At 73.2% G+C, this 23879-nt stretch carries 5 protein-coding genes; all 5 read left to right on the top strand.

Going from position 1 to position 23879, the window contains the following annotated elements:
* Positions 1-8 precede the first annotated feature (8 nt).
* The 5 genes from AB0H62_RS29910 (at position 9) to AB0H62_RS29930 (ending at position 23759) form a co-directional block, all read left to right on the top strand.
* Entirely contained in the window at positions 9-2528 is a 2520-nt protein-coding gene (locus tag AB0H62_RS29910) for an FtsX-like permease family protein (protein WP_360589657.1), read from the top strand.
* 98 nt (positions 2529-2626) lie between these two features.
* Positions 2627-3529, top strand: coding sequence for a nucleotide disphospho-sugar-binding domain-containing protein (locus AB0H62_RS29915; protein ID WP_360589658.1), 903 nt, complete (start codon positions 2627-2629; stop codon positions 3527-3529).
* A 108-nt stretch (positions 3530-3637) separates the two neighbouring features.
* The gene (locus AB0H62_RS29920; protein ID WP_360589659.1) at positions 3638-8764 is read left to right on the top strand and encodes a type I polyketide synthase; all 5127 of its coding nucleotides are present in this window, start codon (positions 3638-3640) and stop codon (positions 8762-8764) included.
* Positions 8761-13464 carry a type I polyketide synthase gene (locus tag AB0H62_RS29925; RefSeq protein WP_360589661.1) on the top strand — a complete coding sequence of 1568 codons (4704 nt, stop codon included), beginning with the start codon at positions 8761-8763 and terminating at the stop codon, positions 13462-13464. The genes AB0H62_RS29920 and AB0H62_RS29925 overlap by 4 nt, the downstream gene beginning before the upstream one ends.
* Before the next feature lie 35 nt (positions 13465-13499).
* The gene (locus AB0H62_RS29930) at positions 13500-23759 is read left to right on the top strand and encodes a type I polyketide synthase (RefSeq protein ID WP_360589663.1); all 10260 of its coding nucleotides are present in this window, start codon (positions 13500-13502) and stop codon (positions 23757-23759) included.
* The last annotated feature ends 120 nt before the right edge of the window (positions 23760-23879 follow it).

Raw genomic sequence — 23879 nt, forward strand, 5'->3', positions numbered from 1 at the left:
TGCTCCGGATGGCACTGGCCAGCCTGCGGTTCCGCGCCGCCGCCTCGCTGGCGACGTTCGTCGCGATCCTCGTCGGCTGCTCGCTGCTCATCGCGTGTGGCGGCCTGTTCGAAACCGCGCTCACGCTCGACACACAGCCTCAGCGCCTCGCCGCGGCGCCCGTGGTGGTCGGCGGTTCGGCCGGGTTCAAGCTGCCCGACGAAGAGTCGCAAGTCGTGCCCTACAGCGAACGCGCCGGGGTGCCCGCGGACCAGCTGACGCGGCTGGCCGGCGTGCCCGGGGTGCGCCAGGTCGTGCCCGACGTCTCGTTCCCGGCGGTCCTCGTGACCGCGGCCGGCCCGCAGGCGGGCGGCGACGCGCTCGCCGGGCACGGCTGGGAGTCGGCCGCGCTCGCGCCGTACACGCTGGCGAGCGGCACGCCGCCGCAGAACGCCGGACAGGTCGTGCTGGACGAGGCGTCCGCCGCCGGGGTCCAGGTCGGCGCCCAGGTGGCCATCGCCGTGGACGGCGCGCAGCCGCGCGACTTCGTCGTCACGGGCATCGCGCACTCCGACGTTTCGGGACCCGCGCTGTTCTTCTCGGCCGGTGACGTGCAGCAGTTCGCCACGCACCCGGGCACCGTCGACCTCGCCGGCGTGTTCCCGGCGCCCGGCGTCGACGCCGACGACCTGGCCGGCCGCCTCGCCGAGCAGGTCCCGGGGCTGACCGTGCTGACCGGCGCCGACCGCGGTTCCGCGGAGTTCCCCGGCATCGAGGCCGCGCAGCTGCCGCTGATCCTGCTCGCCGGGGTCTTCGGCGGCATGGTGCTGGTCGTGATGGCGCTCGTGGTGTCAGCGACGATCAGCCTCACCGTGCGGCAGCGCCAGCAGGAGCTCGCATTGCTGCGGGCCACCGGCGCGACGCCGAAACAGGTGCACCGCATGGTGCTCTCGGAGACCATGGTGGTCGCGGTGCTGGCCGCGATCGCGGGGGTGTTCCTCGGCCGGTTCGTGGGCACGCGGATCTTCGCGATCACCACCGAGGACGGCGTGCTGCCGCCGCAGCTGGAGTTCAGTCAGGGGATCATCGCGTTCGCGGGCGGTCTGGTGCTGGCGCTCGGGATCTCGTTCGCCGCCGCGTGGTTCGCCGCGCTGCCGGCCGCGCGGTCGCGTCCGCTGCAGGCGCTCGCGGAGGCGTCGATCCCGTCGGCGAAGGTCAACGAAGTGCGCAAGTTCGGCGCGAAGATCTTCGCCGGGTTCACGGTCTTGCTGGCCGTGGCGACGCTGTTCCTGCCCGTGGACATCGCCTCGGCCGCGTGCGGTCCGGCGGTGCTCACCGGTTCGATCGCCGTCGCGCTCATCGGCCCGGAGCTGATGGCCTACGTCGCCACGCGCTTCGGCCCGCTGATCCGGCGGGTCGGCGGCCGGGACGCGACGCTGGCCGTGATCAACTCGCGCACGCGCGCCGTGGCGTTCGCCGCGGTGCTCACGCCGATCACCCTCGCGACCGCGGTCGCGCTGGGCAACGTGTACGCGGAAACCACGCAGCAGCACGCGATTGTCGGCGCCTACGCCGAGCAGCTGCAGGCCGACGCGGTGGTCGACAGCGGCACCGGGGCGGTCTCGGCCGACCTGGTGCGCGCCGTGCAGCAGGTGCCGGGCGTGGGCACGGTTTCGCCGCTGGTCACGAGCCAGGGCTGGATCGAGGAGCCCTACGACGGCAACGGCAGCGACCCGGGCCGGCTGCTCGGCGTCGACGCGGGTGACACCAGCGTGCTCGCCACTCCGGTCACGTCCGGGACGCTGCGCGACCTCACCGGCGACACCGTGGCTCTGCCCGAGGACATCGCGGACGACCTGGACCTCAAGCTCGGCGACACCATCACCATGCGCCTCGGTGACGGTGGTCAGGCGCACGTGCGGATCGTCGCGCTGCTGGACAGCCCTTCGGGTTACCCGAGCATCGTGCTGCCGGCGGCGTTGCTCGCGCAGCACACGACGTCCGGGGTCGCGAGCCGGCTGCTGGTGCGCGCGGCGGACGGGCAGGACGCCTCGGCGGTCGTCTCGGCCGTGACTGCGGCCACGCACAACTGGCCCGGGGTCGTGGTCGGCGACTCGGACACGCTGACGGAGAGCTTCGCCGCCAGCGCCGACGTCGAGGCGATGATCCACTACCTGCTGGCCGTGCTGGCGATCGCGTACGCGGCCATCGCGGCCGTGAACACCCTTGCGGTGGCGGTGCTTTCGCGGCGGCGGGAGTTCGGCGTGCAGCGGCTGGCGGGCGCGGGGAGGCGTCAGGTCCGGTCGATGCTCATGATCGAGGGCGGGATCCTGGCGGTGCTCGGGATCGTGCTCGGCACGGTGATCTCGTTGTTCACCATGGTGCCCATGGCGATCTCGTCGGGGACCATCGTGCCGGTCGGGCCGATCTGGGTGTTCTTCGCGGTGATCGCGGCGGTGTTCGTGATCGTGTGGCCGGTCACCGCGCTTTCGGCCCGGCTCGCCATGCGGCGCAGCCCGATCGAGGCGGTGTCGCTGCCCGGGCAGTGACGTTTCTAGGGGTACGCGGGCTGGTTCCGGGTGGATAGTCTCGAATTCGACTATCCGCACCGGGCCGGCCCGGTTTCCCTTTTCTGGAGTGGATTTCCATGCGAGTACTCCTGGCCGCGCCGTCGTCGCCCGTCCGTCTGCGCACCCTCGTCCCGCTCGCGTGGGCGCTGCGCACCGCGGGGCACGACGTGAAGATCGCCGGACGGCCTTCGTTCGTCGAGGAGATCCTCAGCACCGGCTGCGTCGCCGTGGACCTCGAAGAGGGTGACGGGGAAACGCTCGCCGAATCGGCCGCGCTGGTCGAGTTCGCGAAGCTCTGGCGGCCCGACGTCGTGGTCTCCGACGCGCTGGCTCCCGCCGGCACCGCCGCCGCCCGCGCGGGCGAGGCCGTGGCGGTGCGGCTGCTCGGCGCCGTTGACGAACCGTCCACTTCCGACGTGGACACCACGTTCGACGTTGTGCCGCCTTCATTGCGGGACAACGGTTCGGGCGTGCGATCCGTGCGGCACGTGCCGTACTTCGGCCCCGTCGTGGTGCCGAACTGGTTGCGCCGCAAGCCCCGGCGGGCCCGGATCCTGCTTTCACTCGACGACACCTCGCTGTTCGGCCCGGTCTTCGACGCCGTCGCCGCCGTGGACGTCGAGCTGCTGTGCGCGGCGGGCGCCGACGCGTTCGGCCCGGGGACCACGGTGCCCGCCAACGTGAAGCTCGTCGACGTGGCCCCGCCCGCCGCTGTGCTGCCGACGTGCGCCGCGGTCGTCCACGATGGCGATCCGGCCCTCGCGCTCGCGGCGGTGGCCCACGGCCTGCCGCAGCTTTCCCTGACCAGCACAGCTTTCACGACTCGCGTCGCCGAAGCCGGCGCCGGGTTCGTCGGGGCCGCCGGCCGGCTTGCCGACGTGATGGCCGACGACGCGGTGCGGGCCAAAGCCGTGGCGCTGCGCGAAGAAATCGCCGCGCTGCCGGCCGCGCACACCGTGTTGGCCGAGCTGAACCGGTGATTGTGGGGCCGCCCCGGCCCCGTTAGGGGTGGGGCGGCCACCAGGGCCTCGGTAGCGTTTTCGACGTGGCACCTTCCACCCCTTTCCGCGGTTAGGTGGGTCGAATCCGTGAGTACCGAAAGCCCGTCCGGTGAGAACGAGCGCAAACTGCTCGGTTATCTCAAACGCGCGACGACGGAACTGCGCGAGACCAAACGCGCTCTGCAGGAATCGCGCGACCGCGACAGCGAACCCCTGGCGATCGCCGGCACGGCCTGCCGCTACCCGGGCGGAGTCCGGACGCCGGAAGACCTGTGGCAGCTCGTCGCCACCGGCACCGACGCCATCGGCGAGTTCCCCGCGGACCGCGGCTGGCCGCTCGACACCCTGCACGACCCGACCGGTGAACGCCCCGGCACCACGAACACGCGCGAGGCCGGTTTCCTATACGACGCGGCCGAATTCGACCCGGAATTCTTCGGCATTTCCCCGCGCGAGGCGCTTTCCATGGACGCGCAGCAGCGGCTCATGCTGGAAACGGCTTGGGAAGCGCTGGAACGCGCCGGAATCGTGCCGGAAACCCTGCGCGGCAGCAGCACCGGCGTGTTCGCGGGCGTGATGTACCACGACTACGCGGGCCACGCGGCCGCCGGCAGCGTGGTGTCCGGCCGAGTCGCCTACGCGCTCGGGCTGGAAGGTCCCGCGCTCAGCGTGGACACCGCGTGTTCCTCCTCGCTCGTCGCCCTGCACTGGGCCGGCCAGGCGCTGCGCCGCGGAGACTGCTCGCTCGCGCTCGTCGGCGGCGTCACGGTGATGGCGACGCCCGAGACGTTCGTGTACTTCACCGAGCAGCGCGGGCTGTCCGACGACGGGCGCTGCAAGGCGTTCGCCGCCGCGGCCGACGGCACGGGCTGGGGCGAGGGCGCGGGCATGCTCGTGCTGGAACGCCTTTCCGACGCGGTTCGGCTGGGCCACCCCGTGCTCGCCGTGGTCCGCGGCAGCGCGGTGAACTCCGACGGCGCCTCGAGCGGCTTGACCGTCCCCAACGGACCGGCGCAGCAGCGGGTGATCCGCAGCGCGCTCGCGTCGGCCGGCCTCACGCCCGCCGACGTCGACCTCGTCGAGGGCCACGGCACCGGCACGAAGCTGGGCGACCCGATCGAGGCGCAGGCCCTGCTGGCCGCCTACGGCCAGGACCGCACGGAACCGCTGTGGCTGGGTTCGCTCAAGTCCAACATCGGCCACACCCAGGCCGCGGCGGGCGTCGGCGGCATCATCAAGGTCGTCGAGGCCATCCGCCACGGAGTGCTGCCGAAGACGCTGCACGTGGACGCTCCTTCGCCTCACGTCGACTGGGCTTCGGGCGCGGTCGAGTTGCTTACCGAAGCGCGCGAGTGGCCCGAGACCGGGCGGCCGCGGCGGGCGGCGGTGTCGTCGTTCGGGATCAGCGGCACCAACGCGCACGTGATCATCGAGCAGGCGGAAGAGCCGTCGCCCGAGCCGGAAGTGACGGAGCCCGAGGTGACGGCGCCGGTGGTGGCGTGGCCGCTGTCGGCCGATTCCTCGGACGCACTGGACGCCCAGGTACGGCACCTCGCCGAGCACCTCGACCCCGCGCTGTCGATCGCCGACGTCGGCTTTTCTCTGGCCACGACCCGGTCCGCGCTGGACCACCGTGCCGTTGTCGTCGGCGCGAACCGCGAGGAGCTGCTGGCCGGCGGTGGTGTGCGTGGCGTCCGGGGCACGGGCCGCACGGCGTTCGTCTTCACCGGCCAGGGCGCGCAGCACGCGGGCATGGGCCGGGAGCTCGCGGCCGCCTACCCGGTGTTCGCCGAAGCCTTCGACCAGGTGTGTGCGCTGCTCGACGCCGAAGTAAAGGCAGCTCTGGACGACGCTGACCTGCTGGAGCAGACCGGATACACCCAGCCCGCGTTGTTCGCGTTCGAGGTGGCGCTGGCCCGGCTGCTCGAGTCCTGGGGCGTGCGGCCGGACCACGTGCTGGGCCACTCGATCGGTGAGCTGGCCGCGGCACACGTCGCCGGGATTCTGTCCCTTGAGGACGCTGCCACGCTCGTCTCGGCCCGCGCCAAGCTGATGCAGGCGTTGCCGTCCGGAGGCGCGATGGTGGCGGTGCAGGCGACCGAGGACGAGGTCACGCCGCACCTCACCGACGGGGTGAGCATCGCCGCGATCAACGGTCCCGACTCCGTCGTGCTGTCGGGCACCGAGGACGCCGTCACCGCAGCCGTCGCGAACTTCGCCGCACGCAAGTCCACGAGGCTCAAGGTCTCGCACGCGTTCCACTCGCCGCTGATGGAGCCGATGCTGGCCGAGTTCGCGACCGTGGCGAAAAGCCTCACCTACACGAAACCGCGGATCCCGATCGTCGTCACGGCCGGCGGCGATCCGTCCACTCCGGACTACTGGGTCCACCAGGTCCGCGCCGCCGTGCGCTTCCACGACGGCGTGCAGACATTGATCAGCCACGGCGTCACCACGTTCCTCGAAGTCGGCCCCGCCGCGGTCCTCAGCGCGCTCGACGACACCTTCGTCCCCGCACAACGCAAGGGCCGGCCCGAAGCACAAGCGCTGGTCACCGCCGTCGCGACGCTGCACACCCGCGGCGTCGACGTCGACTGGGCCGCGTTCTACGCCGGTGCCCGCCGCGTCGACCTGCCTACCTACGCGTTCCGCCGCACCCGCTACTGGCTGCCCGCGACCACCGCCTCGGGCGACCCGGTCGAGCACGGCCAGGAGCGCGGCGAGCACCCGATGCTCAGCTCCGTGGTGCGCGTGGCCCACAACGGCACGCTCGTGCTCACCGGTCGTCTGTCGGCCACCGGCTGGGTCGCCGACCACGTCGTGCTCGGCTCGACGCTGTTGCCCGGCACCGCGTTCGTCGAGCTGGTCCGCCGCGCCGCGGACGAGGCCGGTTGCGGCACCGTCGAGGAGCTGACTCTCGAAGCCCCGCTCGCGTTCGCCGAGCGCGGTGGCGCCGCGATCCAGGTGACCGTCGAGGCCGCCGACGAGCACGGCCGCCGCGCCGTCGCCGTGCACTCGCGCTCCGACGGCGAATGGCTCCGCCACGCGACCGGCTTCGTCGTGCCGTCGGCCGCGGCTCCGGCGTTCGACCTCACCGCGTGGCCACCCGCCGGCGCCACCGAGGTCGCGCTGGACGATCCATACCTGACGCTGGCCGACCTCGGTTACCACTACGGCGAAGCCTTCCGCGGCCTGCGCGCGGTGTGGCGCCAGGGCGACGACGTCTACGCCGAGGTCACGCTCCCCAACGGCCCCGAAGCCCGCGACTACGGCCTGCACCCCGCACTGTTCGACGCCGCGATGCACGCCCAGTTGCTCGGCCCCGCACCCGAAGGTGACACCGCGCCGATGCTGCCGTTCGCGTTCTCCGGCGTCACACTGCACTCCGCCGGGGCCGCCGCGGTGCGGGTGCGCGTCTCACCGACCGGGCCCGACACCATCACGCTGCACCTCGCCGACGCCACGGGCGCTCCCGTACTCACCGTCGACGCCCTCGCCGCGCGGCCGATCTCGCTCGACAAACTCGCCGGAGACTCGTTGTTCCGGACCACGTGGGAACCGGCCACTCCGGGGGCCGCGCTCGACGGCGTACGAGTTCTCGAACTGTCCATTCCGGAGGGTCCCGTGCCCGCCGCCGCCCGCGCGATCACCCGCGAAGTCCTCGCCGCGATCCGCGAAACCCTCGACGGCACCGACCGGCTGGCCGTCGTCACGCGCGGCGCTGTGTCCGTCGCAGGGGAGGACTCGCACCCGGCGCTCGCCACGGCGTGGGGCCTCGTGCGCGCCGCGGAAGCCGAGAACCCGGGCCGGTTCCTCCTCGTCGACGGCGAGCCCATCGTCCTCACCGACGAGCCCGAGATCGCCTTCCGTGACGGGCAGGCCTTCGTGCCCCGCTTCACCGCCGCCACGCCGGAACCCGGGGAGCTGGGCTGGACCGGGACCGTGCTCATCACCGGCGGCACCGGTGGGCTCGGCGCGGTCGTCGCTCGGCACCTCGTCACGAACCACGGCGTGCGCAACCTGCTGCTCACCAGCCGCCGCGGCGCCAACGCACCCGGCGCCGCAGAGCTGCGCGACGAGCTCACCGCCCTCGGCGCGCACGTCACCATCGAAAGCTGCGACGTCGCCGACCCCGACTCCGTGCGATCGCTCGTCGAGGGCACCCGGGTCACCGCCGTCATCCACGCCGCAGGCGTCCCGTCGGCCGGACGCGTCGAAACCCTCACCGACGAGGAAACCGACCGCGTCTTCGCCCCGAAGGTCGACGGCGCCTGGAACCTCCACGAGCTGACCGGCGACCTCGACGCCTTCGTCCTGTTCTCCTCCGCCGCGAGCTCCGTCCTCGCCGCCGGCCAGGCCGGGTACGCCGCCGCCAACGCCTTCCTCGACCAGCTCGCCGAACACCGCCGGGCGCAAGGCAAACCCGCCACCTCCCTCGCGTGGGGCGCCTGGGCCGAGGACGGCGGCATGGCCGGCGAGCTCGACGCCGCCGACCTGCGCCGCCTCCGTCGCCTGGGCACCCCGCCGATGGCGACCGACGAAGCGCTGGCCTTGCTCGACGCCGGCCTCACCGCCGACGACGCCGTGCTCGCACCCATGCGCCTCGACCGTGCGGCGCTGAAGGCTCGCCGAGACGCGCTCCCGCCGGTGCTGCGCAGCCTGGTCCGCCCTTCCGCGCCGAAGCGAGCGGCCCGTTCCGACGGCGCGGTCGCCGCCCGGCTGGCCACGGTGCCGGAAGGCGAGCGCGAGGCCTACCTGCTGGAGGTCGTGTCCGAGCAGGTCGCCGCGGTCCTCGGCTTCACGAGCGCGGCCGCGGTCGAGCCCGAGCGCGCGTTCCAGGAGATGGGGTTCGACTCCCTCACCTCCGTGGAGTTGCGCAACCAGCTCGGCGCGCTGACCGGCCTCAAGCTCACGGCCACGGTCGTGTTCGACCACCCGACGCCGGCCGCGCTCGCGCGCCGGCTGCACGACCTGCTGGGCGAGGGCCGCGGCCCGGCCGACCCGGTGCTGGCCGAGATCGACCGGCTCGAGGCGCTGCTTTCGGGCGCCGCCGGTTCGCTCAACGGCTCGACCGGCAAGGTCACCGCCCGCCTCGACGCGCTCGTGCGCAAGTGGGCCGACGCGCACACCGGCCGGGAAACCACCGCCGACCTCGGCGAAGCCACCGACGACGAGCTCTTTGCCGTGCTGGACGACGAATTGGGCATCGGATGAACAGGCAGACCATGAGCAACGAGGACAAGCTCCGCGACTACCTGAAGCGCGCCACCGCGGACCTGCAGCAGGCCCGCCGGCGGGTGCACGAGCTGGAGGCCCGGGACACCGAGCCCATCGCGATCATCGGCATGAGCTGCCGCTACCCCGGCGGTGTGCGCACGCCGGACGACCTGTGGGACGTCGTCGACGAAGGCCGCGACGTGATCGGTGAGTTCCCGGCCGACCGCGGCTGGGACGTCGAGGGCGTGTACGACCCGACTCCTGAACGGCCGGGCAAGACGTACACGCGCCACGGCGGTTTCCTCTACGACGCCCCGGAGTTTGACGCCGACTTCTTCGGCATCAGCCCCCGCGACGCCCGCCGCGCCGACCCGCAGCAGCGCATCCTGCTGGAAGCGTCGTGGGAGGCGTTCGAGCGTGCCGGGCTCGACCCGCACTCGCTCAAGGGCAGCCCCACCGGCGTCTACGCGGGCGTGATGTACCACGACTACAGCGGCGGCAGCCCCGACGGCAGCCTCGTGTCCGGCCAGGTGTCGTACACGCTCGGGCTCGAAGGTCCGTCCGTCTCGGTGGACACGGCGTGCTCGTCTTCGCTCGTCGCGCTCCACATGGCGGCGCAGGGCCTGCGGCGCGGCGACTGCACGCTGGCGCTGGCCGGCGGCGTGGCCGTGATGGGCACGCCCGAGATGTTCGTAGACTTCTGCAGCCGCCGCGGTCTCGCTGCCGACGGGCGCAGCAAGTCGTTCTCCGACGACGCCGACGGCACCTCGTGGGCCGAGGGCGTGGGTGTCCTCGTGCTGGAACGACTGTCCGACGCGCAGCGCAACGGCCACCGTGTGCTCGCCCTCGTGCGGGGCTCGGCGGTGAACCAGGACGGCGCCAGCAACGGCTTCTCCGCACCCAACGGTCCTTCGCAGGTCCGCGTGATCGAGGCGGCGCTGGCCGACGCCGGACTGTCGGTGTCCGATGTGGACGCCGTCGAGGCGCACGGCACGGGCACCGCGCTCGGCGACCCGATCGAGGCGCAGTCGCTGCTGGAGACCTACGGGCGGCGTACGTCGGGTGAGCCGCTGCAGCTCGGGTCGATCAAGTCGAACATGGGTCACCCGCAGGCCGCGGCCGGCGTTGCCGGGGTGATCAAGATGGTGCAGGCCCTGCGGCACGGCAAGCTGCCGCGCACGATCCACCTGGGCACGCCGTCGAAGCACGTCGACTGGACGTCCGGCGCCGTGGAGCTGCTCGCCGAACCGCGCGACTGGCCCGAGGTGGCGCGGGAGCGACGGGGCGCGGTGTCGTCGTTCGGGGTCAGTGGCACCAACGCGCACGTGATCCTGGAGCAGGCCCCGGAGACCGAAGCCGTCGAGCCGGCCGAGGCGCCGGTCTACCCGCTGGTGCTGTCGGCGAAGAACTCGGCCGCGCTGGCCGATGCCGCCGGCCGGCTGGCGGCGCACGTGGACGCCGGGCTCGCCGGGGTGTCGCACACGCTGGCGACCGGCCGGGCTCGCCTGGACCAGCGGGCCGTGGTCCTGGCGCACAATCCGGAGCAGGCCGCGGAGGCACTGCGGGAGTTCACTTCCCGGTCCGACGTCGTCACCGGCACCGCCGACGTCCGCGGCAAGACGGTGTTCGTCTTCCCCGGCCAGGGTTCGCAGTGGACCGGGATGGCGACGCGGCTGCTGAAGCAGTCGCCGGCCTTCGCCGAGCGCATGGCCGAATGCGACGCCGAGCTGCGCAAGTTCACCGACTGGTCGGTGCTCGCCGTTCTGCACGGTGAGCCGGGCACGCCGCCCGCGGACCGCGTGGACGTGGTGCAGCCGATGCTGTGGGCCGTGATGGTGTCGCTGGCCGCGGTGTGGCGTGCGCACGGCGTCGAGCCGGACATGGTCATCGGCCACTCGCAGGGCGAGATCGCCGCCGCGAGTGTCGCGGGTGCACTGTCTCTTGAGGACGGTGCTCGCGTGGTCGCGCTGCGCAGCAAGGCCATCGGAGAGATCCTCGGCGGCCGCGGCGGCGGGATGCTCGCCGCGGGCCTGGCCGTGACCGATCTCGAAGCGCGCCTTGGCGCGTGGGAGGGCCGGATCTCGGTGGCCGCCGACAACGGCGCCACCTCCGCCGTGCTCTCCGGCGACGGCGACGCGCTCGATCAGCTGCGCGACCAGCTGGTTGCCGAGGGTCTGCGCGCCAAGCGTGTGCCGGTGGACTACGCGTCGCACTCCGCGCACGTCGAGCACCTGTCCGACCGCCTGCTGGCCGACCTCGGCCCGATCACCCCGCGCCGCGGCGCGGTCGAGATGACCTCCACGGTGACGCTCGAACCCGTCGGCGATTCCACCGTGGACGCTGCCTACTGGTTCGCCAACCTGCGCCGGACAGTCCGGTTCGCGCCGGTCGTCGCGCAGCTGGCCGCCGCCGGCTACACGCGGTTCGTGGAGATCAGCCCGCACCCGGTGCTGACCATGAGCATCCAGGAGACCCTCGACGAGGCGGGCCACGCCGGTGCCGTCGCCGGGACCCTGCGCCGCGACGAAGGCGACCTGACGCGGTTCGCGACCTCGCTCGCCGAGTACTGGGTCCGCGGCGGTTCGGTCGACTGGCCCTCGTTGCTCCCGGCTGCCGGGATCGTCGACCTGCCGACGTACCCGTTCCAGCACAAGCGCTTCTGGCACGAGGACGAAGCCGCGACCCAGCCGACGACCACGCCGGTCGCCGACCAGGAGTTCTGGCAGGACATCGCCGAGGGTGACGTCGACGCGCTCGCCGCTCGACTGGGTCTCGAGGCGCAGCCGCTCGCCGAGGTCGTGCCGGCGCTGGCCGCTTGGCACGGCCGTCGCACCGAACTGTCCACCGTGGACTCCTGGCGCTACCGCGTGTCGTGGACGCCGATCGGCGGCGTCACCGGCGGCCTCACCGGCACGTGGCTGGTCGTCGCCCCCGCGGGCACCACCGAGCTGGCCGACGCCCTCGCGGACCAGGGTGACGTCGTCCGCGTGTTCGTCGAGAGCACCGACGACCTCGCGACCCTCGTCGCCGAGGCCACCGCGGTCCGGCCGTTCGACGGCGTGCTCTCGCTGCTCGCCCTCGGCGCCGACAACCCCGCGCTCACCACGATCGAGTTGCTGCAGGCCCTCGGCGACCTCGACGCGCCGGTCTGGGTCGTCACTCAGGGCGCCGTCGCCGTGGACGCGTTCTCCGACGCCGACCCGGCCGCCGCCATGGTGTGGGGCCTCGGCACGGTCGCCGCGCTCGACCGCCCCGGAACCTGGGGCGGCCTGGTGGACCTCACCGGCCCCGGCGACGCGGCGAAGCTGGCGGCCGTCGTGTCCGGAGTGGACAACGAGGACCAGGTCGCGATCCGCCCGTCCGGTGTTTTCGCCAGACGCATGGTCCACGCGCCGCTCACCGGCGACGTTCCCGAGTGGACACCGCGCGGCACCGTGCTCATCACCGGCGGCACGGGCGCGGTCGGCGTGCATGTCGCTCGTTGGCTCGCCGCGAAGGGCGCCGAACACCTCGTGCTCACCAGCCGCCGCGGCCTCGACGCCGACGGCGCGCGCGAGCTGGTCGAGGAGCTGTCCGGCACCCGCGTCACCGTCGCCGCCTGCGACGTCACCGACGCGCAAGCGCTTGCGGCCCTGCTCGAAGAGCACCCGCCGGCGGCTGTCGTCCACGCCGCCGGGGTGCTCACCCGCGAGCCTTCCCTCGACGACGTCACGCCCGAGCAGTTCACCGCAGCCCTCCACGCCAAGGTCTCCGGCGCCGCCCTGCTCGACGAATTGCTCGGCGACACCGAGCTCGACGCCTTCGTGCTGATGTCGTCGGGTGCGGCGGTCTGGGGCACGTCAGGCCAGCCCGCCTACGCCGCCGGCAACGCCTACCTCGACGCCCTCGCCCGGCGCCGCCGCGCGAACGGCCGCACCGCCACCGCCGTCGCCTGGGGTTCCTGGGGTGGCGGGGGCATGGTCGACGCCGAGGCGAGCGACCTGCTGCGCCGCATGGGCCTGGCCGAGATGGCGCCGAAGCTCGCCGTCGAGGCGCTGGGCCAGGCACTCGCGCACGACGAGACGCACCTGGTCGTCGCGGACATCGACTGGGCCGCGTTCGCGCCGGTCTACCAGCTGGCCCGGCCGCGGCCCCTGCTGCGCGCGCTGCCCGAGGTCACCGCCGACGAAGCTCCGGTCGAGTCCACCGGCGACCTCGCCGGGAAGCTCGCCGGCCTGACCGCCCCCGAACAGCGGCGCACCCTGCTGGACCTGGTGCGCGGCGAGGTGTCGGCCGTCGCCGGCTACGACGGCGCCGGTTCGGTCGAGCCGGCCCGCGCGTTCAAGGAGCTCGGCTTCGACTCGGTGACGGCGGTCGACCTGCGCAACCGGCTCGGTGCCACCACGGGCCTGAAGCTGCCCGCGACCGTCGCGTTCGACCACGTGAACCCGCAGGCGCTCGCCGAGCACCTGTGGACACAGCTGTGTGAGAGCGACGCCGAAGTGCCGCTGGAGGTGGAGCTCGACCGCCTGGAGGCCGTCGCCGCTTCGCTCGACGCCGCGGAGATCGACCGGTCGCGCATCGTCGCGCGGCTGCAGGCGATGGTCACCACCCTGCACAAGACGCTGGCCGGCAGCGGAGGTGGCACGGAAGCCGCACTGGAGGCCGCGACCACCGACGAGCTGTTCGCCCTCATCGACAACGAGCTCGGCGCCTGACACCCGCCCACTGCAGCGACAAGAGGAATCTGGCGATGACTGACGAAAACAAGCTGGTCGACTACCTCAAGCGGGTGACCGCCAACCTCCAGGAGACGCGCGAGCGGCTGCGTGAGGTCGAGGCCGCGGGCGCCGAGCCGATCGCGATCGTCGCGATGGGCTGCCGCTACCCGGGCGACGTCCGTTCGCCCGAGGACCTGTGGCGCCTGGTGGCCGAGGGCCGCGACGCCATCGGCGGGTTCCCTGCCGACCGCGGCTGGAAGCTGGACACGCTCTTCGACGCCGACCCCGACAGCCCCGGCACGAGCTACGTCAGCGAGGGCGGCTTCGTCGCCGACGCGGGCGAGTTCGACGCGCCGTTCTTCGGCATTTCGCCGCGCGAGGCCCTGGCCATGGACCCGCAGCAGCGGATCGTGCTGGAGCTGGCGTGGGAGACGTTCGAACGCGCCGGCATCGCGCCGCACTCGCTCGCGAAGCAGCAGGTCGGGGTGTTCGCCGGCAGCGGCGGGCAGGACTACTACGACGAGCTGCCGGCGTCGGTGCTCGCCGGTGAGGTCGAGGACTACCTGAGCACGGGCAACGCCGGCTCGGTCATCTCCGGCCGCATCGCCTACGCGCTGGGTCTGGAGGGCCCGGCCGTCACGATCGACTCGGCCTGCTCGTCTTCGCTGGTCGCGCTGCACCTCGCGGTGCAGTCGCTGCGGCAGCGCGACTGCTCGCTGGCGCTGGCCGGCGGCGTGATGGTGATGTCGCGGCCGGGGCCGTTCCTCGCGTTCAGCCGCCAGCGCGGCCTCGCCGCCGACGGCCGCTGCAAGGCGTTCTCCGACAGCGCCGACGGCACCGGCTGGGCCGAGGGCGCCGGAATCCTGTTGCTGGAACGGCTTTCCGACGCTCGCCGCAACGGCCACCCGATCCTCGCCGTCGTGCGCGGCTCGGCCGTGAACTCCGACGGCGCGTCCAACGGCCTCACCGCGCCCAACGGTCCCTCGCAGCAGCGCGTGATCCGGCAGGCGCTGGCCAACGCGCAGCTGTCGGCTTCCGACGTGGACGCCGTCGAGGGCCACGGCACCGGCACCACGCTCGGCGACCCGATCGAGGCGCAGGCCGTGCTCGCCACCTACGGCCAGGACCGGCCGGCGGGCAAACCCCTGTGGCTGGGCTCGATCAAGTCGAACATCGGCCACGCCCAGGCGGCGGCCGGTGTGGGCGGCGTGATCAAGGTCGTGCAGGCGTTGCGGCACGGGCTGCTGCCGAAGACGCTGCACGTCACGGAGCCGTCGACCGAGGTCGACTGGGCTTGCGGCGACGTGGAGCTGCTGCGGGAGGCGCGTCCCTGGACCGCGGAGGGACGGCCGCGTCGGGCGGGGATCTCGTCGTTCGGCGTGAGCGGCACCAACGCGCACGTGATCGTCGAGGAGGCTCCCTCGATCGAAGCGGCCGAGGTTGTCGTGCCGAGCTGGCCGGACGGTGTTGCCGTGCCGATGCCGCTGGCCGGGCACGGGGCGGCCGCGTTGACGGCGCAGGCGGCTCGACTGTCCGAAGTGGACGGCGTGTCGGCGCTGGATCTCGGGTTCTCGCTGGCCACGTCCCGGTCGCCGTTGTCGCACCGGGCTGTGGTGCTGTCCGAAGACCCGGCGACGGCGATTGCCGCACTGGCAGGGGGGAAGACCGCGCCGGGAGTGGTCACCGGCTCGTCGGCGGAGGGGCAGACCGCGTTCTTGTTCTCCGGGCAGGGTGCGCAGCGCGCGGGGATGGGCGCTTCGCTGGCTGCCGCGTTCCCGGTGTTCGCGTCGGCCTTCGACGAGGTGTGCGCCGAGCTGGACCGGCACCTGGACCGTCCACTCAAGACGGTCGTGCTCGAGAAGCCGCGCCTGATCAACCAGACCGGGTACACGCAGCCGGCGTTGTTCGCCATCGAGGTCGCGCTGTTCCGGCTGCTGCGGTCGTGGGGCATCAAGCCCGACTACCTGCTGGGCCACTCCATCGGGGAGCTGGCCGCCGCGCACGTCTCCGGCATCCTGTCGCTGGCCGACGCCGCCACGCTGGTCGCCGCTCGCGCGAAGCTCATGCAGGCCTTGCCGGCCGGCGGTGCGATGGTCGCACTCCAGGCGACCGAGGACGAGGTCACGCCGCACCTGACCGATTCCGTGAGCATCGCCGCCATCAACGGCCCTGACTCCGTCGTGCTGTCGGGCACGGAGGACGCCGTCGCCGCCGTGGTCGCGCGGTTCGACGGACGCAAGTCCTCGAAGCTCAAGGTCTCCCACGCGTTCCACTCGCCGCTGATGGAGCCGATGCTCGCCGAGTTCCGCGCGGTCGCCGAGCAGCTCACCTACGCGCCGCCGGAGATCCCGATCGTCTCCACCGTCGGCCCGGATGTCGACATGTCCACTCCGGACTACTGGGTCGGCCAGGTCCGCGCTGCCGTCCGGTTCCACGACGGCATCAGCACGCTCACCACGCACGGCGTCGGCCGGTTCGTCGAGGTCGGACCGGACGGCGTGCTGTCCGCGCTCGTCCGGCAGACCAGCCAGGCCGGTGCCGCCGCCGTCGTTCCGGTGCTGCGCAAGGACCGTGAGGAGCCGCAGGCCGCGCTCACGGCGCTGGCCGAGCTGTTCGTCAGCGGCCTCGAGCCCGACTGGGCCGAGGTCTTCGCCGGCCGGGGCGCGAAGCGGGTCGACCTGCCGCCGTACGCGTTCCAGCGCAAGCGGTACTGGCTCGCCGCCCGCGCCAACCGCGACGAGATCACCGGCGCCGGGCTCACCGCGGCGGGTCACCCGCTGCTCGGCGCGGCCGTCGCGCTCGCCGACAGCGACGGGGTCGTCCTCACCGGGCGGCTGTCCGTCGAGACGCACGCGTGGCTGGCCGAGCACCGGCTCGGCGACGTCGTGGCCGTGCCCGGCACCGCGTTCCTGGAGCTGGTCGTGCGCGCCGGCGACCAGGTCGGCGCCGGCCGCATCGAAGAGCTGACGCTGGGCAGCCCGCTGGTGCTGCCGGCTCGCGGTGGCGTTCAAGTGCAGGTGACCGTCGGTGCGGCGGGGGAGCACGACGTCCGCACCGTCACCGTCCACTCGCGACCCGAGGAGGGTGACGAGTGGACGCTGCACGCGTCCGGCACCGTCGCCCCGCAGTCCGCGCGGGGTGGAACCGAGCTGACCGAGTGGCCGCCCGCCGGCGCCGAGCCCGTCGCGATCGACGGGATCTACGAGGACTTCGCCGACACCGGTCTCACCTACGGCCCGCTGTTCCGGTCGCTGCGCGCGGTGTGGCAGCGCGGCCGCGAGGTGTTCGCCGAGGTCACGCTGCCCGAGGACAGCGACGCCGAGCGGTTCGGCCTGCACCCGGCCGCGCTCGACGCGTGCACCCACGCCCTGCGCGTCGCCGGCGGCGGTGACGGTGGCGTCGGCCGCGTCCCGTTCTGCTGGACCGGCGTCGAACTGCACGCCACCGGTGCGTCCGCGCTGCGCGTCCGCTTCACCCCGACCACGGACGACGGCTTCGAGGTCGTCCTGGCCGACACCACCGGTGCCCCCGTGGCGACGGTCGCCGAGACCGTGTTCCGCGCGTTCACCACCCCGATCGCGTCCGAGCAGGCCGCGCCGCTGTACCGCGTGGAATGGCAGCGGGCGGCGGTTCCGGAGTCCGATATGGACACTGTGGACACCTCGGGCCTCAAGGTCTTCGACTGCACCGCCACCACCGGTGACCTGCACGAACCGACCCACCGCGTGCTCGCCGCGGTGCAGAGCTGGCTCGCCGAAGGTCACGAGGAGCACGAACGCCTGGTCATCGTGACCCGCGGCGCCGTCGCGGCCGGTGGCGATGTCACGGACCTCGCCGCGTCCGCCGTGTGGGGTCTCGTGCGCTCGGCGCAGGAGGAGAACCCCGACTCGTTCCTGCTGCTCGACCTCGATCCCGAAACCCAGGCCGAGGACGTGCTCCCGCAGATTCTGGCCTCGGGTGAGCCGCAGGCCGCCGTCCGCCTCGGTGTGGTCCTCTCGCCGCGCCTCGTGCGCACGGCACCCGAGCTGGAGCGCCCGTACTTCTGCCCCCACGGCACGGTGCTGGTCACCGGCGCGTCCGGCGCGCTGGGCGGCAAGCTCGCCCGGCACCTCGCCGCCGAGCACGACGTGCGCCGATTGCTGCTCGTCAGCCGCCGGACCACGCCGGAGCTGGAGCAGCTGGCCGCCGACCTGCGTGAGCTCGACGTCGATGTGCGACTCGCGCGATGCGACGTCGCCGACCGTGCCGCGCTGGCCCAGGTCCTCGCGGACATCCCGGCCGAGAACCCGCTGACCGCCGTGGTCCACGCGGCCGGCGTGCTCGACGACGGTGTCGTCACTGCGTTGACCCCCGGCCGCGTCGACACGGTGCTCGCGCCCAAGGTCGACGGCGCCGTGAACCTGCACGAGCTGACCCGCGACACCGCGCTCTCGGCGTTCGTCCTGTTCTCCTCGGTCTCCGGCGTGCTCGGGGCACCCGGCCAGGGCAGCTACGCCGCCGCGAACGCGTTCCTCGACGCCCTCGCCGCCCACCGCGTCGCCCACGGTTTGCCGGGCCTCTCGCTCGGCTGGGGCCTGTGGGGCGAGGTCGGCGGCATGGGCGGCACGCTCACCGACGAGGAGGTGGCGCGGCTCGCGTCGAGCGGCATCGTCCCACTGTCCACTGCGGACGGTCTCGCGCTGTTCGACCGCGCGCTCGCCGTCCGACAGCCGACCGTGGTCCCGGCGAAGCTCGATCTGCCGGTGCTGCGCAAACTCGACCGGATCCCGCGCACGCTGGAGCAGCTCGTCGGCCGCGCGGCCCGGCGCGTCGCGGCGCACGCCGAGGCGACCGAGGACTCGTTCGCCGGACGCCTGTTGCGGCTGCCCGAGGACGACCGGCGTGACGCCGTGCTGGAGCTGGTGCGCGGCCACGCCGCCACCGTGCTCGGTTACGGCGGCGCGCACGAGATCGAGCCGGCGGCCCAGTTCCAATCGCTCGGCTTCGACTCGCTGACCGCGATCGAGCTGCGCAACGGCCTGACCGCGGCGACCGGTCAGCGCCTGCCCGCGACGCTCATCTTCGACCACCCGACCCCGTCGGCCCTGGCCACGCACCTGCTGGCCGAGCTGGCGGGCACCGCGCAAGAGGTCATCACGGTCGCATCGGGAACCTCCGACGAGCCCATCGCGATCGTCGGCATGGCCTGCCGGCTGCCCGGCGGTGTGACCTCGCCCGAGCAGCTGTGGGAGCTCGTGGCCGAGGGCCGCGACGCCATCGGTGACTTCCCGGCCGACCGCGGCTGGGACGTCGCGGGTCTGCTCGACCCGACCGGCCGCCGCCCCGGCACGACGTATGTCGCGCGCGGCGGGTTCGTGTACGACGCGGGCGACTTCGACCCGGCGTTCTTCGGTGTCTCGCCCAAGGAGGCGCCGGCCATCGACCCGCAGCAGCGGCTGCTGCTCGAAGCGTCGTGGGAGGCGCTGGAGCGCGCGGGCATCGACCCGGTGTCGCTCAAGGGCAGCCCGACGGGCGTGTACGCGGGGGTGCAGTACCACGACTACGTGGGCGCGAACAGTGCCGGTTCGATCGTCACCGGGCGGGTGTCCTACACACTCGGGCTGGAAGGTCCGTCCGTCAGCATCGACACCGCGTGCTCGTCTTCCCTGGTCGCGATGCACATGGCGGCCCAGGCCCTGCGCGGCGGCGACTGCTCGCTGGCGCTGGCCGGTGGCGTCACGGTGATGGCGACGCCGGAGACGTTCGTCGAGTTCAGCCGTCAGCAGGGGCTCGCCGCCGACGGCCGGTGCAAGGTGTTCTCCGACGACGCCGACGGCACCACCTGGTCCGAAGGCGTCGGCGTGCTCGTGCTGGAACGGCTCGCCGACGCGCGGGCCCACGGGCACCCGGTGCTCGCGGTCCTCAAGGGCAGCGCGGTCAACCAGGACGGCACTTCGAACGGCCTCACCGCTCCCAACGGTCCCGCGCAGCAGCGCGTGATCCGGGCGGCGCTGGCCGATGCCGGCCTCGAACCGTCCGAAGTGGACGCGGTCGAAGCGCACGGCACCGGCACGAAGCTCGGCGACCCCATCGAGGTCCAGGCGCTGCTGGCGACCTACGGCACGCAGACTTCGGCCGACCGTCCCCTGTGGATCGGCTCGGTGAAGTCGAACATCGGTCACACACAGGCGGCGGCCGGTGCGGCGGGTGTCATCAAGATGGTCCTGGCGATGCAGCACGGTGAGCTGCCCGCGACCTTGCACGTCAGCCGTCCGTCCACCGAGATCGACTGGTCGACCGGCGCGGTCCGGGCGCTCGTCGAGCCGGTGAAGTGGCTGCCGAACGGCCACACGCGCCGCGCGGGCGTCTCGTCGTTCGGTGTCAGTGGCACCAACGCGCACGTGATCCTGGAGGAAGGCGACCGGCGCGAGGTCGTCTCCGGCGGCGGGGTGCCCGAGCACGACGGCCCGGTCGCGTGGCCGGTGTCCGGCCGCGGTGCCGCGGCGCTGCGGGCGCAGGCCGAGCAGCTGATGTCCTACGTGGACGAAGAGCCCGAAGGCAGCCTCGCGGACATCGGCCTTTCGCTGGCCACCGCCCGCAGCGCGTTCGATCGCCGGGCGGTGCTGATCGGCAGCCGGTCGCCGCAGTTCGTGCGGGGCCTCGCGGCGCTGGTCGACGAAGAGGAGGCCCGCGGCGTCGTCAGCGGCGTCACCACCTCGGGCCGCACGGCGTTTCTCTTCGCGGGCCAGGGTTCGCAACGCACCGGCATGGGAAAGCGGCTCGCCGAGCAGCAGCCCGCGTTCGCCGCCGCGTACGACGAGGTCTGCGCCGAGCTGGACAAGCACCTGGACCGCCCGATCCGTGAGGTCATCGACAGCGGCGAAGCGCTCGACGAGACGCGGTACACGCAGCCGGCGCTGTTCGCACTGGAGGTCGCGCTGTTCCGCCTGGTCCGGTCGTGGGGCGTGAAGCCCGACGTGCTGGCCGGGCACTCGATCGGCGAGCTCGCTGCGGCCCACTGCGCCGGTGTGCTCTCGCTGGCCGACGCGGCGAAGCTCGTGGTCGCCCGCGGTGCGCTGATGCAGGCGCTGCCGGACGGAGGCGCGATGGTCGCGATCGACGCGACGCCCGAAGCGGTGCGCGAAGCCGCGGATGGCACGGTGGACCTCGCTGCGATCAACGGCCCGAGCGCGGTCGTGATCTCGGGTGCGGCCGACGCCGTGGCCGCGGTTGCGGCGAAGTTCGAGCGCACGAAGCAACTGCGTGTCTCGCACGCGTTCCACTCGCGGCTCATGGAGCCGATGCTCGCCGAGTTCCGCGTGGTGGCCGAGCAGCTGACCTACGCCGAGCCGCGGATCCCGGTGATCTCGACCGTGACCGGCGAGCCGGCGGACCTCACCTCGCCGGAGTACTGGGTGCGGCAGGTTCGGGAGGGCGTCCGGTTCCTCGACGCGGTCACGCGCGCCGCGGCCGACGGCGCCACGCGGTTCGTCGAGCTCGGCCCGGACACCACGCTCACGGCGATGGCCACGGCGTGCCTCGACGACCGACCGGAAGGACCGGTGCTGGCCGCCTTGCTGCACAAGGACCAGGACGAGGCGGTCACCGCGTTGACCGGGCTCGCCCAGCTGCACGTGAGCGGCCTCGACGTCAACTGGACGGCGGTGTACGAGCCGACCGGCGCGCGCAAGGTCGCGCTGCCGACCTACCCGTTCCAGCGGCAGCGTTACTGGCTGGAGAGCACCGCGTCGGCGCCGGGCCAGGAGGACCACCCGCTGCTCGGCTCGGCGCTGGAACTGGCCGACGCCGGCGGACTCCTGTTCTCCGGCCGCGTCTCGGTGGGCACGCACCCGTGGCTGGCCGACCACGTCGTCGGCGGCTCGATCCTCTTCCCCGGCACCGGGTTCGTCGAAATGGCGATCCGCGCGGGCGACGAGGCCGGCTGCCCGCGGCTCGACGAGCTGACGCTGGAGTACCCGCTCGTGGTGCCCGAGCGCAGCGGCGTGCGGGTGCAGTTCGCGCTCACCGCGCCCGACGCCACCGGCACGCGCACGTTCACCGTCCACTCACGACCGGAGGGCGACGGGACCGCGTGGACCCGCCACGCCACCGGCCGGCTCGCCAAGGCGGACAAGGCCGGGAAGTTCGAGCTCGGCCAGTGGCCGCCCGCCGACGCCGAGCAGGTGCAGCTGGAGGGCACGTACGAGGAGCTGGCGGAAGACGGCCTGGCGTACGGTCCGGCGTTCCGCGGACTGGTCGCGGCCTGGAAGCACGACGGCGACGCGTTCGCCGAGATCCAGCTACCCGCGTCGGTGTCCGAAGTGGACCGTTACGGCATCCACCCCGCGGTGCTCGACGCGGCCCTGCACACCATCGGCGTCTCCGGTGCTCTCGGCAAAGAACCGATGCTGCCGTTCGCGTGGGAAGGCGTGCGGCTCCACGCGGTCGGCGCGACGACGCTGCGGGTGCACGTGAAGTCGGTCGGCACGGGGGCTGTCGCCCTGGACATCGCCGACGGCACGGGCGCGCCGGTCGTCTCGGTCGAGTCGCTGCTGCTGCGCCCGATGTCGGCGGTGCCGCAGGCGGCCGAGCCGAGTGGCGGGGACTCGCTGTTCCGCGTGGTGTGGGAGCCGGCGGAGCTCGACGCCGTCGCGGAGGTCACCGACTGGACGCTGGTCGGTGCCGACCCGTTCGGCCTCGCCGGCGAGCTCGGCGCGGAGACTACAGTGGACTTCGCCGACGCGTCCGGCTTGCTCGTGGTGTCGGCCGGCGGGGACGACGTCCACGCCGAGCTGCACCGCGTCCTCGGCATCCTGCAGGAGTTCCTGGCCCGTCCGGCCGGTTCGCTGCTCGTGGTCACCCGCGGTGCGGTTGCCACGGAGGCCGGGGAGAACCCGGATCCCGTCGGGTCGGCCGTGGCCGGCCTGGTGCGTTCGGCGCAGGCCGAGCACCCGGACCGCATCACGCTCGTCGACCTCGGCACCGGCACGCCGACCGGCCGCACGCTGGCCGCGGTGTCCGCTTCGGACGAGCCCCAGGTCGCGTTGCGCACCGGTGCCGTGCTCGTGCCGCGGCTGCGTCGGGCGACCGACGCAGCGGCCGCGCCGGTCTGGCGGGCCGAGGGCACCGTGCTCATCACCGGCGCCACCGGCGCGTTGGGCAGCGCCGTGGCCCGGCACCTCGTGACCGAACACGGCGTGCGGAGCCTGCTGCTCGTCAGCCGTCGTGGTGCGGACGCACCGGGCGCGGCGGACCTGCGGGAGGAACTGGCCGGCCTCGGCGCCGACGTCACGCTCGCCGCGTGCGACGTCGCCGACCGGGACGCGGTTTCCGAGCTGTTGCAGGGAGTCGAGCTGCAGGCGGTGGTCCACGCGGCCGGCGTGCTCGACGACGGTGTGCTCACCTCACTCACCCCCGAACGGCTGGACAAGGTGCTGCGGCCCAAGGCCGACGCCGCCGCGACCCTGCACGAGCTGACCCGCGACGCGGACCTCACGGCGTTCGTCCTGTTCTCCTCGGCGGCCGGCGTGCTCGGCGCACCGGGCCAGGGCAGCTACGCCGCGGCCAACGCCTACCTCGACGCACTGGCGGCCCGCCGCCGCGCCGAAGGGCTCACCGGCACCTCACTCGCGTGGGGCCTGTGGGAGGGCGGCATGGGTGACGCCGTGCAGGACGCCGACGCGCACCGCATCGGCGAGACAGGCATCACCGCGTTGTCCACTGAGGACGGTCTGCGACTGCTCGACTCGGCCGCGGGTTCCGCGGAACCGCTGCTGGTGCCGATCGCGCTCGATCCGCGCGTGCTGGCGGCCTCGAGCGTCGAGGACCTTCCGGCCGTGCTGCGCGAGTTCGCCGACGCGCCGGGCCGCCGGGGGGCGCAGGACGCGGCGGACGACACGGAGTCGCTGGCGCAGAAGCTCTCGGCCCTGCCGGTGGCCAAGCGTGTGCCGACGATGCTGACGCTGGTGCGTACCCACGCGGCCGCCCTGCTCGGCCACGCCGGGCCGGAGGCGGTGGAGGCGGACCGTTCCTTCAACGAGGTCGGCTTCGACTCGTTGTCCGCCACCGGGTTCCGCAACAAGCTGAGCCTCGTCACGGGGCTGAAGCTGCCCGTGAGCCTCATCTTCGACTACCCGACGCCGCGGATCCTGGCCGAGCACCTCGTCGGCGAGCTGGCGCCGCAGGGGGCCGAAACGCCGGTGCCCGAGCCTGAGCCCGAGGACGAGCAGCCGGCGCTGGACGCGTCGGCGATCGACGAGCTCGACGCCGATGCCCTCATCAGCATGGCGATCGGGGGAAGCGACGACGACTGAGGCGCAGTCGACCCCTAACTCCGCTTCACCCGGCCATTATTGCCGCTGCGAAGGCGCCTGTGGCCCACTGGTATGGACAGTTCACCGGGCTCCCGGCCGGTGTCCGAGAAGAGAAGTTCT

Origin of the sequence: Amycolatopsis sp. NPDC050768 (genome assembly GCF_040654155.1) — a bacterium.
In the GTDB taxonomy this organism is placed as follows: domain Bacteria; phylum Actinomycetota; class Actinomycetes; order Mycobacteriales; family Pseudonocardiaceae; genus Amycolatopsis.

What these genes read in the sequence shown, in the direction of transcription:
- AB0H62_RS29910 (WP_360589657.1), top strand. Translation starts at nt 9, where the DNA reads ATGGCACTGGCCAGCCTGCGGTTCCGCGCCGCCGCCTCGCTGGCGACG.
- AB0H62_RS29915 (WP_360589658.1), top strand. Translation starts at nt 2,627, where the DNA reads ATGCGAGTACTCCTGGCCGCGCCGTCGTCGCCCGTCCGTCTGCGCACC.
- AB0H62_RS29925 (WP_360589661.1), top strand. Translation starts at nt 8,761, where the DNA reads ATGAACAGGCAGACCATGAGCAACGAGGACAAGCTCCGCGACTACCTG.
- AB0H62_RS29930 (WP_360589663.1), top strand. Translation starts at nt 13,500, where the DNA reads ATGACTGACGAAAACAAGCTGGTCGACTACCTCAAGCGGGTGACCGCC.